General features: G+C 60.8%; 10 protein-coding genes. All 10 read right to left on the reverse strand.

From position 1 onward, the window contains the following. Window positions 1–61 precede the first annotated feature (61 nt). Entirely contained in the window at window positions 62–511 is a 450-nt protein-coding gene (locus AC0J1C_RS16525; RefSeq protein WP_473044863.1) for a DUF4124 domain-containing protein, read from the reverse strand. A 112-nt stretch (window positions 512–623) separates the two neighbouring features. Next, window positions 624–1,640: a hypothetical protein gene (locus tag AC0J1C_RS16530; protein ID WP_473044864.1), complete on the reverse strand. Its 1,017-nt coding sequence runs from the start codon at window positions 1,638–1,640 to the stop codon at window positions 624–626. Further along, on the reverse strand, window positions 1,637–5,236 hold the full coding sequence (locus tag AC0J1C_RS16535; RefSeq protein ID WP_473044865.1) for a hypothetical protein: 3,600 nt from the start codon (window positions 5,234–5,236) through the stop codon (window positions 1,637–1,639). The genes AC0J1C_RS16530 and AC0J1C_RS16535 overlap by 4 nt, the downstream gene beginning before the upstream one ends. Before the next feature lie 39 nt (window positions 5,237–5,275). Continuing rightward, a complete protein-coding gene (locus tag AC0J1C_RS16540; protein WP_473044866.1) occupies window positions 5,276–5,815 on the reverse strand; it encodes a DUF4123 domain-containing protein in 540 nt (179 codons plus the stop codon). 17 nt (window positions 5,816–5,832) lie between these two features. Then, window positions 5,833–7,956, reverse strand: coding sequence for a type VI secretion system Vgr family protein (locus AC0J1C_RS16545; RefSeq protein WP_473044868.1), 2,124 nt, complete (start codon window positions 7,954–7,956; stop codon window positions 5,833–5,835). A 101-nt stretch (window positions 7,957–8,057) separates the two neighbouring features. After that, complete coding sequence (gene tssM / locus AC0J1C_RS16550) at window positions 8,058–11,645, reverse strand: type VI secretion system membrane subunit TssM (protein WP_375193889.1); 3,588 nt, start codon at window positions 11,643–11,645, stop codon at window positions 8,058–8,060. A gap of 32 nt (window positions 11,646–11,677) precedes the next feature. Beyond that, window positions 11,678–13,096, reverse strand: coding sequence for a type VI secretion system protein TssA (gene tssA, locus AC0J1C_RS16555; protein WP_473044869.1), 1,419 nt, complete (start codon window positions 13,094–13,096; stop codon window positions 11,678–11,680). Window positions 13,097–13,138: 42 nt separating this feature from the next. Further along, a complete protein-coding gene (gene vasI / locus AC0J1C_RS16560; protein WP_473044870.1) occupies window positions 13,139–13,789 on the reverse strand; it encodes a type VI secretion system-associated protein VasI in 651 nt (216 codons plus the stop codon). Next, window positions 13,786–15,357, reverse strand: a complete 1,572-nt coding sequence (locus AC0J1C_RS16565) for a sigma-54-dependent Fis family transcriptional regulator (protein WP_375193893.1) — start codon at window positions 15,355–15,357, stop codon at window positions 13,786–13,788. Before AC0J1C_RS16565 ends, vasI begins: the two co-directional genes overlap by 4 nt. A gap of 258 nt (window positions 15,358–15,615) precedes the next feature. Then, on the reverse strand, window positions 15,616–18,258 hold the full coding sequence (gene tssH / locus AC0J1C_RS16570) for a type VI secretion system ATPase TssH (RefSeq protein ID WP_473044871.1): 2,643 nt from the start codon (window positions 18,256–18,258) through the stop codon (window positions 15,616–15,618). Between the last annotated feature and the right edge of the window lie 9 nt (window positions 18,259–18,267).

Consider the following 18,267-nt stretch of genomic DNA (forward strand, 5'->3'; position numbering starts at 1 on the left):
TTGCTCAGGTTGTCAGGCCCGGGCCGGACATTCCTTTCCAGCCAGCGGGATGATCAGAGTTTCACTCGTTCCCGCACTGGTCCTTCACCTTGCTGCGAAAGTCTTCCCGAATGCGCCGGTTCTCGGCTTCGCTGACAAACACTCGCTCGCCCTGATCGTTCAAGTGGTAGAAGGTCGATACACTGGCCAGGAACTTCAGCCGAGCGCGCAATTCCCTACACTGCTCCGCCTGTTCCCGGGCCACTTTTTCTGCCTTGGCATCGGCCGCCTGCCGGGCCTGCCGTTCCGCCTGTTGCTGCTCCACGAATTCGGTCATTTTCTGGTGGCGTTGGCGGGCCGTTGCATCCACCTCAGCCGGTCTGGTATCAACCGTTACTTCACTGGACGACGCCTGCGCGGGCGGTCGATCGCCAAAATGGGTCTGGCCATTGGCATCCACCCATTTGTAGACGCCGGCGGATGCCGGGAGAGGAAGCAGGCAGATCGACACCAGCAGCAGAATTGATTTCACGCAGAACTCCTTGTCAATGTCATTTACGCCGTGACGTCTCCGGAAAACGGTAGCCAGGTTCAGCGTCGTCCAATAGTCTGCGGGGCTCTGGCGTTTACCCACTGCATCGTACTCAGAACGAATGATTGTTTAGATCGGTCCAGTTCCGGCGCTTGTAAGCCTCGTAATCTTCCTCGCTCATGTTGCGCCAGTAATGTGGGTCTCGACCGTTTTTCTCATCATAGGCTCGGGTCGTAGGATCCAGGTGGCGCCATGCCTCAAACAGAGGAATGTCTGGCAACGGCTTGGACACATCCATGTACTGCCGGACCAGATCCCAGTAGGCGAGCACATCTGCACGGTTAGTCGTTGCGGCCAACAACTGGTTCATGGGCAACGCCCACTCTCGGGTTTTATGGACAAGTACCAATCGGTACCAGATGTTCCCCTGGTGATCCGGCAGGCTGAGCAGGTAGCCGTCCCACTCGTGGAACGGAGCCTGACCCCGGATTTCACCAGACTGTCCGTCTTTCTCCGGATCCTTGAACAAGGTCACCATGCCAGTGCGACGGTTGAGCTCCCATAGCGGTCCCTTGGGTTCCTGGTAGACCAGTTTGGGGTATTTTTTTTCCAGGAAGCGTCCGATGCCCCAGCAGAGGAGCATCGGGAGGAAGAAGAAAGCAAGCGTGGGGAGAACACCATCCGCAAAGAATTGGGGAAAAGAATCTCTATCAGGCCGAATAAACCACAAAACAGTCCAAGCGAACACGAAAAGCGGCAATAACCAGGTGAACAGAATGCGTCCGCCGTGCTGCATCCAAAGTAACGCCCAACTTACCTTGGGCAGGGTGGCGTAACGCAAGCACTCCTCATCGAGGCGACCATGATAGGTGTGTCTTTCTTCAAGCTCAGTTACACCTTTTCTGTCTTCTATTTCCTCATATTCCCTGAGCCTTTGAGGGTGCCATGTTTCAAGAAACCCTGGCGGAACGAGCCCGGACAATTTACCGCTTGGCAAGGGTGCACCCATCGTCCAGCTTCTGCGAAACAGCTCACTCTGCTGACTAACCTCTGTCGGCGCTGGGACTTTCCGATTGCTGCGGTATGCAGTGGAAGCGTAGGCTACGTTTTTTTCCAAAGTGGCACTCATGAACGCTCCTCTAGCTTGTGGCTACGCTCATCGGCCCAGAACAGTTCGCCCGTTTTACTGAAGTCCGGTTCGCCATGCACGTCAGGATCAAACGTCGTACTATCCTCCAGTTCTGGCGCAGGAAACACGAGAGTCCCACCGATGCCGTCAATCGCAACAGAGGCCCGCCATTGAGCCCTGATCAGTAATTCATGGGTTGTCACGGTTTCTTGCCCGAATAAGGTCTCAAAGGTTTGGCTTGGCGGCATGGCTATGTATAAGGCCTTACCGTTGGTCAGAGGCTGTTCGATCAGCACCTCGGGTGACTCTGCCAGAATCTCCCGCGACGTTCTGAGCCCCCTGCGTGTTGGCGATCGAGTGATACACAGTGGACGCATTGCGATAATCAACGAGGCGTTGTCCAGCATTGCTACAAGATTGTTCTCGACTCGGACCACCGTGTTGATGCGTGCAAAATCTCTCTCATCCACGGCGCCAACTTTGTAACCATCACGAACCAATTTGGCATGCAAGTCGTTGACCGGCTCAACAGAAATGCGCGGTTTGGTAAGTAGGTTCACCAGCCGATAATAGGTTCGCGCTGGACTATCGACTAGGTGAGGATAGGCGTCGTCTTGCTCCGGGCCGAACGGACCTCTCTTTAGCCAGTCGACCAGTGGTGGGTCATCCTGAATCGTTGCGAGTATTCCCGCTCCGATAGCCAATGTGGCACCGGCCAGTACCCAGCCCCACGGCCCCAAACCCAGAAGTATTGGCGCAATACCGACTTCAGTCATTTTGACCATCATCAACGCACCCATCGCCATCATGCCTCCGCCCACCGCAGAGATTCCATAAGCCACTGAGGCGTCGATGTCGCCGGTATCCCATTCATTGGCCATATCCAATGATGAGACAGTAATGGTCAGTCCCGCAGTTATCAAACCGCCAAACAATCGCCGGCTAATGATTCGGGGCAAAGCATCTGCAAGCCTTGTTGAGGCTCTTCCAATAAGTTCCAGGTTAATTGTGACGGCGGTTCTATTTAGGTGAGCAGCTGCTCCTTTCCAGATGCCCAAGTCCATGCTTAATCTTTCTGCGGCAATCGTGCCTGCAAAAAGCAAATCGGCCCCTGCGCTTGCGATTCCGAACCCAACTCGTGTAAGACCTTTCCGCGATTCAACCTTTTTTAGTAGGCTGAACTCCCGCCAAATGTTATGCCCCTCAATCATCAAAACCAGATATGGCATCCGTACCCTGTTGAAAAACTCGTCCCACGACTTCAGCCGGCGCATATCCCTTTGGGCTCGGACGACCGCGGAGTTCTCCGGCGCTGCATAAACATGCATCTGCCTTGCTTCGGCCGTCTCGGCCAGGTCAGGGATGGCCGATTTGCGGGTGCTCGCCAAAGGATTGCCGTGTCTGTCCAGATACTCTCCATAGAAACGACGGTGGCCATTGTTTGTATGCACGTATTCCCGGTCAGCTTCGGTGAGGCCCAGCTCCAGTCCGGAGGCTGGATCACTGAGCCCCAAAATGAGCCAGCCCTGTGGGACTGCATTACGGGCAACCAGTTGAACGCTACTCAGTAGTGCCGGATCGCGGGCTTTGGCCATACGCAGCAACGGACCATAAAGCCGACTGTCTAGCCTGTAGGTCTGGGACTTCATGCGGTTAGCGAGGGCACGCACGTGTTTGTCGATACCATCCAGGATTGCGCCGATGCTGCCCATCCAGCGCTTGAGCTCAGACGAGAGGTCAATGCTGTCGGTTTTTACCAGCGCAGCCAAGGCTGCTGCGGTCAGTGTTTGCACCTCATCTGGCTCTGGTGGCTGCTCCGGAAGTTTCTTCAGATCCTCGGGACGACACCGCCCATCCCCACAATCTCCCCGAACGTCTTCCGAACGTGCGCTGACCGCTTTCTCAGGTGGAAACAACATGTTGTGCAGAGGTTGGTCGCTGCCTTCCTTCACAATATTCAACACCAGATCGTTGGCATCCCGAATCTGGGCATCGCTGGCCGCCTCTGTCCGCGCTAGGTGGTCAACGCTGTTGGTATCCATCGCCAGGATCTGAAATATCTCCCGTGCCAGAGCAAAACCCTCGATATAGTCGGCCTGCGCAAGACTGAAAAGATCGGCCAAGGCGATTTGATTTTCAGTTTGCCGCACAAGGCCTGCCAACATCTTCTGCGCCTCAACCAGTTCTTCCCGAGCCAGTTGCCGCTGTGCTGTCAACAGATGGGTATGCAAGGGGCCAAAGAGGCTGGTCTCAATGGAGTCCAGGTACTGATGTAACGGATTTTCCTTCCCAGCCAGACGTTCAGGCCCCATAAGCCTATGAACCAATTGGGCACTGTTGCTGTGAGGCTGCTTCTCAACCTCCTCGAGTAAGCGTGTCAACAGACGATGTGCATCCAGTGCCCGGGTAAGATAGCGCCTCAGCGAAAACAGTCTGTCTTCGAGAATTACGCCGGCGTACTGGTTTTCTTTTGCTTGAGAAAGAACGTCTTCCGAGGCATCCAGCGGCTGCCAGAATTGAGGCTCCGTGGCCTCTTTGTCACCGCTTTCATCCAGCGCATCGGCCCGGGCAGCGGGGACGCCAATTAACGGCGCATCGCGATATCGTGCCGATTTCCACGCCGCTTCCGCGGAAGTCCCCCCAATACAGAAGGCCTGCAACTCCTCTTTCGCTTGACTGTAAAGATTACTGGCATACGTTCCCGCAAGGTCGTATACCTGCTTCCAGGGCCTGGGCAGTCGCTGTTCCAGATACGGTTCCCTGGAACGCATTTCAGGCAAAGACGCCAATGGCATCAACTGACCGGGGGCAACAACCGACTGTCCAGAAACCGAAGTAGACGTGACTGCGGGCTCGGGACCCTGGAGAGTCTGGCAACGTCGCATTCGGGCCTCGGCGTCCCTTTCAAGATAAGCTATCCGCTCAACCGAAAACTGCACTTCTGAAAAGGCCAACTGGAATTCATTCATGATGGTGGCATTCATTTGGCACACCGGTAACCAGATAGCGGGCAGAGCCTTCCCTACGACTGCCCGGCGATCCTCCGTGACGCCTGCCAAACCAGGCTCTCGATAGTCCGACAGACGAACGTCACGAAACCCAGGCTTACCAGTATCCACTTGGCCAACTTCAAGTTCGCGCCACAGCTTGCCACTCCGGAAAATGTAGATAAAACCCGAGCGCACCGGCACTACATTTTCGGAGGGCTGTCCGGGCTCAGGATTGGCATCGTGCAAGGCTGTTAGCGGCACAATGGGCCAGATCCGGTTCCACTGACCATTCAATTGACGAGGTGTGGAGTCGACATCACTGAAAAATGAAACGCGGATGGGCGCTCCTTCTTCTGCCTCAATATCAAGCCAGATGTTATGAGCAGGCTGTCCGCTGCGAGGCCAAAGGTGAAGAGCCGAGTCCTCAAGGGACTCAAGGCGTACTTTATTCTCCAGCCATTCCTGCTGCTCATAGTTGGTCTCATCAAAGATTCTGAAACTGTGCCCCTCCGGATGATCCTTCCCCATCACTTCAATGATGAGCGATTCGCCCTCGCAGGCAGGGCCGCAGTTACCGGCACCCTGGTTTGAATTGCTCTCAGACATCCCTGTCATTCCTTGCTTTGTATAGCTGTGAATTCAATCTCAGACTGTAACCGTGTTCAATGCCCGCCACTGTGTTTGGCTCAATATGGGCATTGGAAGCATGGTAAAGGGGTTTGGTTTTTCCGTGGTTTGCCAGCGGGCCTCATCCGAATCACCGTGCCAGTAGATAACACGCTCAACTACATCCGATTCCTCTCGCATGGTCGGAGACAATCGATGCCATATGTCAGGATCGTAGAAGCGCAACAAACCCTGTCGTTGTCCGTTAAAACGCACTTTCAAACGCGCTCTTAACCATTTCGTGACAGAGTCCAGGCCCTCTGAAGATTCCAGGATCAGCCCTGTTAATCGCCCTTCCTTCAATCCTTTCAACGCCCATTGATATTCAGCACTACTCTGGGTTGCTTCCAGGACAACCGGGCTTTCAGCCAGGTATTGCTGCCAGTCTGTTTCCGCAAACAAGTGAATCCACTTCGGGTTGTCTGCCAGTTCGTACAAAGACCGAACAACAGGTGGGTTCTGGCGGGCTTCCAATACCAGGTAACGCACCTTTTCAGACGAAGGTTTTGCTACAGCCACGAACCTTTCCCCTCCGACTATGCTGACTGGTTTTTGCCACAGGGGCAGTTCCCCAGTGGACACGAACCATCCGGTTGCTGCTGGCACTGCTCAACAATGGCCGTTCCTTGCATGCGAGCCTGCCTAAGGCGATGAGCAACCACCGCTTTGGGCTGGGCATGCATCCGTTGATCGACTTCTGCCAACGCAACCGGCGCCACAAACCCACCCGCAGTCGTCACCAACCCCGGCATCTCCGGCACCTGCACCCGCTGCCCACTCCCCTTGCCCGGCGCACCACCCGCATTCATCTTGATGCTCGCGCCACCCATGGCGACGCCGCTGGGGTCGATTTTCACAAAACTGCCGCCGGCCTTTAGGGTGATTTCCGCACCCGCTTCAATCACAGCCTTTTGGCCGGCTTTGATATGCAGTTCGGTGCCAGACTCGCTCAGCCAGGCGGTGCCGGCTTTCAGGTGCAGGGTGCCGGTTACGTCAAAGCTGTGGTCCTTGCCGGTTTGTTCGCGCTTTTCACCATCCACGGTGTGGTGGCGGTTGCCCCTGGTGTGGCTGAAGCGGTTGTTCTCCACCGTCAGGTGGCTGTCATTCCGGATGACTTCAGTGCGGTTGTGTTCGGTGAGCAGCGCCAGGTCTTTCTGGGCATGAACGTAGATCTGTTCCTGGTCGGCCTCGTCTTCAAAGCGCAGTTCGTTACTGCCCTCGCCCTTGTGGGTTCTGGTCTTCAGGGTGGTTCTGGTTTTGTGCTCCGGCAGCGCGTAGGGCGGGGTGTTGGTGGCGTGATGGGTGCGACCGGTGACAATCGGCTGGTCGGGGTCGCCATCCAGAAAGGAAACGATGACCTCGTGGCCAATACGAGGCAGAGCCATGAAGCCATATTGACCACCGGCCCAGTCCTGGCTCACCCGGAGCCAGGCGCTGCTGTGCTCGTCGTTGGCACTGTAGCGGTCCCATGGGAACCGGACTTTGACCCGGCCGTAACGGTCACAGTGGATTTCCTCGCCTTCCGGGCCGGTCACCACCGCCATCTGGGGGCCGTCCATCAGCGGCTTGTGTTCGCACAGGGGGCGCCAGGTCCGGTCGGCGGGTATGGCACTGAAATAGTTGTGGTAGGTGGTGGAACCGCTGCCGCCCTCTTCCTCGAGGGCCTGGGGCTGCCGACCGGTGTGGGTGACAGCCACCAGCAGCCAGTCGCGGTTGAGGGCCTCGTTATCGTGGTGGGTCAGCGCCACTCGGGCGCCGGCCACAAAATCCGCGCGGTTGCTCTCGCCGTTGCCCGTGTTAGCGTCGTTGCGCAGGGCATCCAGCCGCGCAGCCGTGAATCGCTCACCGGCCTGATCCTGCTTGAAACGACCCGGATACTCGTAGTGCTGATAGTCGGCCCGGTGGGAGGGACTGGCGGCGACCTGCTCCTGCAACAGACCGTAGGCCGGGTTCCTGAAGGTGTAATCCTTCATGGCCACCGAGGCTGCCCGAATCCGCTCCCGATGTTCGAACCGATACACGCAGGGCCCCTGCTCCGCGCCTCCGGACCGGCTGTTGTACTCAGCCGCCTCAAGCATTGGCGCACTGCCGTGGTGATCGGCCAGGATCAGTGCCGGCGACTCCTGGCCATCAACTCTCCCGTGGCGGTACCGGTAAAACCAGCCCTCTTCGGCCGCCAGACGTTCGACAAAGGCCAGGTCGCTTTCGCGATGCTGCACGCAGTATTCCCGTTCCAGGGGCGGGCGTTTCAGGTCGAACTCGGTATCAATCACGCCCCGTTCTTCGAGCAGGGCCCGGATGATGTCGCCGGTGGTCTGACCCTGAAAAATCCGGCTGTTGTGCATGAGCCCGAGTCGCCACACCGGCGGTTGAATCACCAGCTCGTAGCGGGTTCTGCGATGGCCGGAATCGCGTCGGACGAATTCGCTCACTACCCCGTTAAATCGCCGCACGGCGGCGCCATCACGCCAGATGACGAGGTCTGCCGGCTGCTCCAGAACCTGGGCCGCAGGCACCGATGGATCGGAACTGGCCAGCTCGATTCGACCATGGAAGAGCTCGGAGAGCCGCTCGGTCAGCGCAAAGCCAACGAGGGCAAAGTGATCGGAGGGAAAGCCACCAATGGTGACCGTAAATTGCAGTCCGCTTGCCTGGGGCATGTCTTCGATCCCTGAAGAGTATTGAATCCGTTGCCTCGCTGTGTCCCTGGAGGAGGCCCTGGCCCCTATCAAAACCTCCTGTTCTGATCGGGGCCCCTAGTCTAATACAAGCTGCGTGGTATGCGGTACCCCGCCAGTAACTGCTGTGTGAACGGGTTGGTGTTGCTGGCCGCGTGCAGGCGATAGCGCATCTCGCCGTCGTCCACCTGGAAGCGGACATCCACGGCGCTGTCGCTCACGCCGGTGATGTCGGCCTCGTCGAGGAGCCGGAACAGCGCCCAGGGCCCCGATTCGGACAGACTCCGGGGCGATCGGTTAACCTGAACCGGCACCAGGGTGATGCGGCTTTCCACCGAATCCCGCAGGGTGTTGGGCCAGACCAGCGGAATACTCTGGCGCGGGCCATGGCTGAACTCCACCAGCTGGCCATCGAGATTGACCACACTGCGTCGCTTGTTCGCGGACAGGTTCAGTGGCTCCAGGGCAAATTCCACGTCCAGGGAGCCACTGCGAGTAAAGTAGGCCCGCCGAATACGGTCGGCGCTCTCCAGGGAGGCCATGACGTCCCTGCGTACCAGGCTGGCCCGACGAGCGTCACCCACCTGCTCCGGGTGATCCTCCAGGAACAGCTTGAGGTTGTCCTGGTAGAAGGTGTCCAGGATACCGCCCGGGGCGAAGAAGCGTTCGAAGTCCTGCAACGCCACGTCACGACCGGCATCCGGACTGAACGGATAGTGCCGGGCCAGGTTTTGCTGGAATGGCTGATAGACTTCCCGGTACCAGTCACGTTCCAGCTGCGCCACCGCGTGATCCAGCAATACCCGCCAGCTTTCGGTGGCAAGACTGGTGAGGAGTCGATTCAGGGGCTCAGGCTGATGGTCGGCCATGCGTTGCAGGGTGAAGATGGGATCGGCGCCCTGCAGGCTCAGCCGGGCCCGAGCCGCAGCCAGGGCGGCCTTGCCCTGGTCCGGTGCCTCCTGGACGTTGCGCAGGTACTGATGCAACTCGTTCACCACCACCATGACCTGCTCAAGGCCGGTGGGCTGATCGCCATTCGGGGCGGTCAGCTGGTTGAGGTCGGCAAAGCGGCGCTCGATGTCCTGCAGCATCCGGAAATGGGCGGACTGCTCCAGCAACTCTCTGGCACCGGCCGTTTCACCTTCGGCCGAAGGCACCAGCTGCGTGTTGTCCCGCACCCGGGCGAGCAACCGGGCCAGGGGCTCGTGGCCGCCGGTCAGGCTCTCCAGTACCCGGACGCCGTGATTGAGGTCCTCAAACCGATGGATTCGGATGCGGCTGATGGCGGTGCGCCAGGCGTTCGTGTAGTGCTCGGCATAAAGCGACTGCAGACTGGCGCGTAGCTCCGCTTCGTCGGCCTCACTGAACTGGACGTCATCCCGGCGCCCAAGCACCCAGGCATCAATCAGGGCCAGCTCTGTGACCGAGCCGGATTTGCGGAGGAACCATTTCTCGAGGCCTGCGCGGGTCAGCAGCGCGGGAATGGTCAGCGGGTCCTGCACAAGGGTGCCTGTGTCTGCCGGCTCGCCGTGCTCATCCACCCGGGAGAACACCGTGGCAAAGGCCGGCCCCGCCGCCCGCGCAAGCTCCAGTGGCGCCTGGAACTCACGCTCGGCCTCCATTTCGAGGTCCCGGTACACCCGATTGGGTGTCGGTACGCGACCGAGTTCATGCTGGGCCCACTCCACACTGCTGATAAAGGGCGCCAGCGCCATGTCTGCCACCGGGTCACCGGCGCGTCGCTGTCGGGCCAGATCGGTGTGAGCCATGGCATAGTCAAGATGCCCGAGCAGACGTTCCTGCAAAGCCTTTTGCCCCGGAAATTCTTGCTGCCAATAGGCTTTCATGTAGCCGTTAACAATATCCTTCCGGCGGCCGCTGGCGTCGTAAAGCATCCGCAAGACCCGCAGGTGGTCCAGACGCTCGTTGGTGTCCCGGGCCTCGTTCATCTCGGCCATAATACCCACCATCAGGGATGGCAGGTACTGGTAGGCCAGCATGTCCAGGTAAGAAGACTCAACCTCCGGACCAATACGATGTCCCTGGTAAAGACCCATGTCGCGCAAATACGGCCAGTTGCGGCGATGGTCACCAAAGGCAAGCGTGGCCTGGCGCAGTTCGTCCAGGGGCCCAAGCAGGTTACGGCCTGTGGTGTCGGGCTCAAAGCCGACCGGCTGCCAGTTATCGATAAATCCTGTGACCCGCTCCTCGACGGCCGCCGCCGCTTCGGCGTTCTTGATGAAGAAATGCTGCCAACCGGCGGTCATGCCGGCACCGGCACACAGGGCAATCACTGCCGCCGTAGCCAGGCGACGTTGGCGCCCGCGCACCACCCGTTGATTGTCACTGGCAAGCCCGGCCTCGGGATAGATAACGCCGGGAAACAGGGTCTCGGTAAACAGATGCGCCGATTGACCGGCGCGCTGGGCCGGCTGTATGGGCGTGGCCAACTGGTAACTGGCCGCTGCCGCGGATACGAAGGCATCCTCCGGTACGCCTTCCTGCAACACCGAGGTAAAGTAGGTGCCTCGCACCAACGCCGGCGTGGAGAACACATCGGCCGAGAGCAGGTCGGTCAGGAACTGCTCAAGGGCCGGTTTCAGGCCTGCCAGCTGCCGGGTGAACGAGTACGCGGCGGAGCGCTCCTCGGCATCCCGGGTTTGCACCAGAACGTCCGGCAGGCGGTCGGTCAGCCGCCCGACCATCGCCTCGAACCGCTCGGCAAATTCCTGAAGCCAGTCATCATTGTCGATCTGGCCCTCGAGCCGGAAGGTGAATCCCAGAACGGATTCTTTTTCGGATCGGGTGAGCGTACGCGCGAGCGTCCCGAAGCCGTACAGCAGATCCAGCTTGGTAAAGGTGACATACACCGGCAGACGGGAGCCGAGCTGCTCCATCAGTTCCCGAAGGCGGGTTCGCAGTACAATGGCCTGCGCTTTGCGTTGCTGCGGATCGGCAACGCTCAGGCTGGCCAGATCAACGGCGACCACGACGCCATTGAGCGGTCTCTGCGGACGATTCTGCTCGAGCCAGGCTACAAAGTGGTGCCAGAGCCGTTTCTGGACCTCGGCGCCAGCTCCTTCGCCGTTGCTCTGGCTCAAGAGCTCGCCGTCGGGGTCAATGAGCACGCCCTGGTCACCAATCCACCAGTCAAAGCCAAAGGCATTGCGATCGGCCCTGTGGTTGCGGGTCACGTTGGTGAGGGTGTAGGTCTGGCCGGAGCGCTGGATCAGGCTGGTTTTGCCTGCGTCCTCGAGCCCCATCACCAGATACCAGGGCAGTCGGTAAATCCCGCGGCGGCCCGGCAGGTTGCTTTTCAGCGCCGACAACTGCCGGTCCAGCAACCGCTGCTGTTTGCGCTCAAGAGGCAGAATAGGATCCTCCTGCTCGCGCTGCTCCTGCGCCTGCTTCACGTTCACCTTGCGCAGGCGCCGGGCCAGGACAAGGCCCCACACCATCGCCACCATCAGCACCACCCCCAGGGTAACCAGGGCCCGCATCTGCCAGGCGGCGAGCGGGTATTCCCCTCCCATCTGCCAGCGGGGGCCGAGCCACCAGGTGGCCACCAGCAGGGCAATAACGCCCAGCGTCAGGGTGACCGGGGCTGCGTTTTTCAGGTACGGCAAAAGCCAGCGACCGATGAGTAAAGCTTTTCTCCACATGGTATCCATTCCCGGTGTTCTTCCTTGGTGAATGTCTCTGGTCAGCCCAGCTTCTCAAGCTGCTTGACCAGGGTTGGCTCCCAGGCCTCCAGGGCCAACCCGCGAACCTGGGCCTGCAGGTCCTGAACCAGTTGCGCCGCCAGCGTTTTCAGGCCTGCCTCTTTCATCAGGCGAGCGCTGGCCAAGCGCCAGTACAGGCGGTCCCGCGGCTCCCGGGCCTCTGCCAGTCCGTCCTCGAGCAACTGCATGCCCTCGGCGAGTTCCCCGGCGACCACCCGTTCCCGAGCCTGCCCGTATACCTTTTCCCAGGCGTCAGCGCCACTGCCGGAGGCGCTCTCCGTCGGCGACGCCCAGAGCCAGTCGCTCGCTTCCCCTGACAGGAACGGCGTTCCGTCATTGAAGGTAAGCTCCGGCAGCTGCGGCAATCGATCCACAAACTCACGGCATGCCCGGCGAATCGCTTCAGCACACTCGCCATGGCCCAGACGATTTGCCACCTGGGCACTTAACCAGTGTCCGTCGAGCCAGAACGGGCTGACCGACAGGCTCTGTTCCACCCGCTGCCACAGGGCCTGATCCGGCGTCTTTTCAAGCGCCTCGCGATAATCGGCAACGCGGTCGGCGCTGACCGCTGCCAGGTCGGTTCGCTGGCCATCCCGCGTCGGCGGCACGGTCGTAATGGTGTGCCAGATGGCGTAGCGCCGCAGCTGGTAGCCGAGCGGCTCACCAGGGCCGGTGTCGGTCAGCAGATCGGCCACCTTTAACAGGCTCTGACGGGTAGCCCGCTCATTGCCGGGGTCCAGGCTTAGGGTGCCCAGGCTGGCTGTCGATGTAGCCGGCGATGACGTTGCCGGGGTGCTCCTGGGCTCGGATTCCGGGGCCGAAGGCGCAGGGGTGGTTTCGCTCGTCACCGGAAGCTTTTCGATGGCCCGCTTCAGGTCGCTCAGAGACTCCTCCGGCAAAGCCCTGGCAGAGGCCTGCTCAAGCAGCGATGCCAGTATCTCAAGGCAGTACTGGCGACCATCGCCAACACTGCCATCGAACGACAGGCCCTCCACACCCTTGGTGGCCCGCTGCAGCATCTGGGTGAACATCATCTTGCGGGCCCGCTGGCCCTTTTCACCAGGATAGGGCCAGGCCTTCTCCCACCACTCATCCAGCACTCGATGCAACAGATACAGAGACAGTGCAAACCGCTCACCATCGCCACCGCGCTGCAGGGCAAGGAGCAGGAATCCCAGAACCTTGAGGTGCTTGCTGCGGTCGGACAGAATGGTCAGCGCTTCCTGCTCAACCTTGCTCCAGTCGATGTCATTGTGCGCCAGGGAGCCGATTTTCATGATTTCGTTCTCAAGGAACTCGAGGGCCGGATCCTCACCCAGCGCCTCGCCCACCCCGCTCTCGCCTGGCAGCGCCGAAATCACCTGGCTGACGTAGGGATGCTGCTCAATCACCTGCATAACGGGGCTCCTTTGGGGACTTTGGCTCCGGCAAAACGGCGGTTACCATCCGCACCTCTCCCGCAGGGGCTTAATGGCCTGGCCGAAACCCGACAGGTCGAACAGCAAGCCGTCGATGGCACTGTCGGTTGAATCAATGCGCACGTCCGGGCCCCGCAGCAGTCTCTGTACCGTGTGGATCGAGGGCAGGCCACGACCACCACTGAGGACAAAGCCGTTGTCCCGCACCCGCCATTCCATGATGTCCGTCCCCATGGCCAGCTGAATGCGCTCGTTCTCTAACGGTTCGGGCATCATCAACGCCAGTTCCGTGATGTTGTTGTGGCACTGCAGCACCAGGCGGGGCCGCGGTGGCTCAACGCCAAGGGCGGCGACGGTGACCAACTGCCCGGCTGCGCGGCCGGTGTCCCGGTATACGGCCGTGCCGGTATCCTCCGGGTTGCCGGCGGACGCATAGGCCTGGCGCCATTGTTCGCTGCGCAGGCTCGCAGGCACCGAAGCCGGCGCCTCGGCCCGGAGATCAACCGGCGTGTCAAACACCGCATCGAAACAGGCCAGTCGTTCGAGCCGCTGAACTTCAACGGTGCAGCGCCTGGCCTCGTCAACCAGCCCCGCCCAGGCCGATGGCTGCAAGGCCGTGAATACGGTTACCAGGGCAACCGAGCGCGGGATGAACCTGAGAAACGCCCTCATGATTCACTTACCTGATACTTGAGACACTTGTGGGCCAGGGTGCGCTTTGGCAAGCCCAGGCTCTCGGCCGCCTGGGCCCGGTTGCCGCCATACTGGCGCAACCGTTCCCGGATAATGGCCGCCTCGAACGCCTGGGCAGCCGCTTTCAGATCCCGGATTTCGTCGGTGTCAGGCAGCCACGACAACGCCTCGCGGCCGGCAGCGGCGGGCTCGGCGACCCAGGTCTGGGGTGCCTCGAACAGGTCGTTCAACCGCAGGACTTCTGGCTGGATGTCATCCCCGACCGGTGTCTGCAGACAGGCCAGTTCAATGATGTTGCGCAGCTCCCGGACGTTGCCGGGAAAGTCATAACCGGAAAGCAGGTGCAGGGCATGGCTGGATATGCCCATGGGGCCCGCCCCCTCCCGTTCGGTGTAATGGCGGATAAAATGGCGACTGAGTGCCTCGAGGTCCTCCGGCCGCTCCCGAAGCGGAGTAACCCGGAGCGGGAACTGGCTCAGCCGATAAAACAGGTCCCGGCGGAAGCTGCCATCATCAATCCCGGCCTGCAACGGCTGGTGGGTGGCCGCCACCAGGCGAAAATCCGAGCGTTGCTCCTCTCTGGCTCCCAGCGGACGGAACTTCCGGCTTTCCAGCACCCGTAACAGTTTGGACTGAAGCGCCATCGGCATGTCGCCAATTTCGTCCAGGAACAGGGTGCCACCGTCGGCCTGGGCCAGCAGCCCTTCCTTGGCCTGGTCGGCACCGGAGAAGGCGCCTTTGGTGTGACCAAAGAGTTCACTCTCCAGCAGGGTATCGGGGATGGCGGCACAGTTGACCACCACCATGGGGCCGTCAGCCCGACCGGAGAGCTGGTGGATGCCCTGGGCAACGACGTCTTTGCCGCAACCGGTTTCGCCCTGGATCAGGACCGAGAGCTGGCTGGCGGCCGCGCGGACGATCTGGGCCCTGAGCCGGGTCATGGCCTGGGAGTTCCCCACCAGGGTCCGGGCCAGCTGGTCGCACCGGTTGCGCACGGTTTCCGCATCGTGCAGGTGGTCGAGCGAGCGTTTCAGAAGCCGGCGCTGCCAGACCTGGTCACGGCTTTGCAGCTGACTGATCCACTGGTGCACCAGCAGTTGCCGAAGCCCCCGGTATAGCGGTTGTGCGGTAATTCCTGCCCACTCCGGCTCGTCACGGCACAGCACCAAGATTCCGAGGGTGCGACCATCGTCGCCGCTCAGGGGCTCAAGCCACAGGGAGCGGGGGCGGTTGCTGGCGTCGAACAGCGCCTGGAAGCCCGGGTGGTCGAGGCGGTAGCTGGCGGCTCGTGTCAGTTCACGGGCCTGGCCGGTCTGGAGCACATGGGCAAAGGGGTGGCTGAAGTCACCGCAGTCGAATTCGCCGTCTTCGGCCAGGTCGCTGCAGTGCAGGGTGCGGCCACTGAGGTCGAGTTCCAGGGCCCAGCAGCGGCTCAGGCCGAAGGTGGTTTCCAGCTGGCTTGTGGCCGTTTTCAGCAGGTCCGGCAGGGTGTCCTGCTGGATCAGGGCCACCGCCAGGTCAATGCCGGTGTGCAGTTCCATCTGCATCCGTCCCATTGTCTTATTCCCAGTCTTATAAAAATTGAGATCGCCGTCCGCACAGCCTGCGGGGTGGCTTTCCAAAACACGCCGTGAATACATCCCTGTAGGCTCCGCTCCGCCCCTCACTGCTTACTGCTCCTGCGTCGCAGTGAGGGTCCTGGCTTGGCCATCCCTGGCCAACCCGTGAAGAGCTTTCGCTCTTCACCCATGGCTCCGCAGGGTTTTGGAAAGCCACCCCGCAGGCTGCGCTACGTTTCAGTTGCCCTAGGCAACAGTCCCTGCGAATCGATGCCCATCGATACCAAGAGTAACTTTGTTCACCGGCTCCCTGGCTGCCAGTTTCTCCAGCAACGCCAACGACACCGGCGGCAGCAACTCACCCTCTATGATCGACTCGAGCATCCTCGCGCCATTCTCGCTTCGGGTTGCCCGGCTTCGGATGGCTTCGATCAGCCCGTCTTCCAGTTCCACATCCGTTTGGTATCGGGTCCGGATCTGGTCGGCCAGCCGGTTCAGCTTGTCGCCGACAATCCGGTTGAGCGTGTCTTCGCCCAGGGGCAGGTAGGGCACCACTTCCATTCGGGCCAGCAGGGCCGGCTTGAAGAAGCCTGCCAGTTCCGGGTAAAGCGCTTCTTCGAGGCTGCCCGGGGATTCGGCGTGGCTGACGATGGTCTGGTAGCCCAGGTTGGAGGTGAGGAAAAAGACTACGTTCTTGCAGTCGATCAACCGACCCTCACCGTCCGCCAGTTCGCCCTTGTCGAAGGCCTGGTAGAACAGGTTGAGCACTTCCGGGTGGGCTTTTTCGACTTCGTCGAGGAGCACCACGGAATAAGGTTTCTGACGGATAGCCTCGGTGAGGATGCCGCCTTCGCCGAAGCCGACGTAGCCCGGGGGCGAGCCGATCAGGCGGGAGACGGTGTGCTTCTCCTGGTATTCGGACATGTTGATGGTAGTCAGGAACTGGCGGCCGCCGTAGAGCAGTTCGGCCAGTTGCACCACGGTTTCGGTCTTGCCGACGCCACTGGGGCCAACCAGCAGGAAAGCGCCCATGGGGCGGCCCGGCCGGCGCAGGTCGGCGCGGGCGGTAAGCAGGTGCTGGTGCAGGCACTCGATGGCGGTGTCCTGGCCCTTGATGTGTTCCTGCAGATACGCCGGCAGGTGGGTGATCTTTTCCAGTTCGTCGGTGGTCATACGGTTCACCGGGATGCCGGTCCAGTCGGCGATCACTTCGGCGACCTGACGGGCGTCTACTCGGGCGTGGACCAGAGGTTCGTCAGCCTGGAGTTTGCCCAGTTCCTGTTCGATCGCGGCCGCTTCGCTTTTCAGGTCCGGGCGTTCTTCGTAATCGGCCTCCGCCAGTTCAACAGCGGCTTCCTCGGCGGTGTCGGTTTCAGCATCCTCCTGAAGCAGGCGTTCGCGGATATCAACCAGTCGGGCCACCAGCTCGCGCTGGTCGTTCCAGCGCTGTTCCAGGGCTTCGGATTCAGCGGTCAGGTCGGCCATTTGCTGTGCCAGAGCCTGTTCCCTTTCGGTGTCGACGGTCTGGCCCAGGGCGTGTTCCCGGGTCATCAGGTGTTGCTCCATGGCCACCTGGTGCAGCTGGCTGCGAACATGGCTCAGACGCCTGGGCGGTGTACTCAGGTTCAGGCTCATCCGGGCGCAAGCCGTGTCCAGAACGTCGATGGCTTTGTCCGGCAGCTGGCGACCGGCCAGGTAGCGGGCCGACATTTCGGCAGCAGCTTTCAGGGCGCTGTCGGCGATCAGTACCTGATGGGCTTTTTCGTAGACGGTGCGCAGGCCTCGGAGAATATGGACCGCCTCGCCCGGTGTCGGTTCGTCCAGCGCCACCGGCTGGAAGCGGCGGCTGAGGGCCGGGTCTTTTTCGAAGTATTTCTTGTACTCGCGCCAGGTGGTGGCGGCGATGGTGCGCAGCTCGCCCCGGGCCAGAGCCGGTTTCAGCAGGTTGGCGGCGTCGGAGCCACCCTCACTGTTGCCGGCGCCGATCAGGGTATGGGCTTCGTCGATGAACAGGATGATCGGGGTGGCGGCGCCTTTGACCGCTTCGATCACGCCTTTCAGGCGTTTCTCAAACTCGCCTTTCACCGAGGCGCCGGCCTGCAGGGCGCCCATGTCCAGGGTCCAGAGTTCGACGTTTTTCAGGCGGTCTGGCACGTCGCCGTTGACGATGCGCAGGGCCAGGCCTTCCACCACGGCACTTTTGCCCACGCCGGCGTCGCCCACCACGATGGGGTTGTTCTTTCGACGGCGGCAGAGGATGTCGATCATCTGGTCGATTTCGGCGTCCCGGCACACCACCGGGTCGAGTTTTGCATCACGGGCCAGCCTGGTGAAGTCGGTGGCGTAGCGAGTGAGCGGGTCCATGTCGGCTTGCACAGTCGGCTTGTCCGCGCCGTTTTCCGCCAGCCGCGGGCGTTCGATGGAGCCATCCGTCAGCCGATCAAACTGCTTGCGCAACTGCTCCCGGTTGATGTCCGCTAGGGCTCGGGTCACCGCCGGCATCAGGTAGCGGTCGGCGTTCATCAGCAGGGCAAGGAACATGGCACCGGAGCGCAGCTCGGTGTGGTCGAGTTCGGTGGAGGCCAGCAGCCAGGCGTCCTGCATCAGTTCCACCAGCAGCGGTGAGAACGACGGATACGACTCCGCACTTTGCGGCTCACCATTGAGGCTATCGCCCACCAGCGGCTGCAGGTGCTGGTGATTCACACCGGTGTGCTCCAGGATCTGACGCACGTCGGAGAACGGCGTTTCCAGCAGCTTGAATAACAAATGCGCCGGGGTAATCTCGGCGCCCTGGCGGCTGATGCAAAGGGCGGCTGAGTCTTCCAGGGCCTGGCGTGAAATGTCGTTGAGGCGCCCGATCAGCGCCGGCAGTTCTACCCGAATCACAGTGATTTC

Source organism: Marinobacter sp. E2 (assembly GCF_055755345.1).

Excerpts from the sequence above, each read along its gene's own strand:
- AC0J1C_RS16530 (WP_473044864.1), bottom strand. The coding sequence starts at position 1,640 with ATGAGTGCCACTTTGGAAAAAAACGTAGCCTACGCTTCCACTGCATAC.
- AC0J1C_RS16535 (WP_473044865.1), bottom strand. The coding sequence starts at position 5,236 with ATGTCTGAGAGCAATTCAAACCAGGGTGCCGGTAACTGCGGCCCTGCC.
- AC0J1C_RS16545 (WP_473044868.1), bottom strand. The coding sequence starts at position 7,956 with ATGCCCCAGGCAAGCGGACTGCAATTTACGGTCACCATTGGTGGCTTT.
- tssM (WP_375193889.1), bottom strand. The coding sequence starts at position 11,645 with ATGGATACCATGTGGAGAAAAGCTTTACTCATCGGTCGCTGGCTTTTG.
- tssA (WP_473044869.1), bottom strand. The coding sequence starts at position 13,096 with ATGCAGGTGATTGAGCAGCATCCCTACGTCAGCCAGGTGATTTCGGCG.
- vasI (WP_473044870.1), bottom strand. The coding sequence starts at position 13,789 with ATGAGGGCGTTTCTCAGGTTCATCCCGCGCTCGGTTGCCCTGGTAACC.
- AC0J1C_RS16565 (WP_375193893.1), bottom strand. The coding sequence starts at position 15,357 with ATGCAGATGGAACTGCACACCGGCATTGACCTGGCGGTGGCCCTGATC.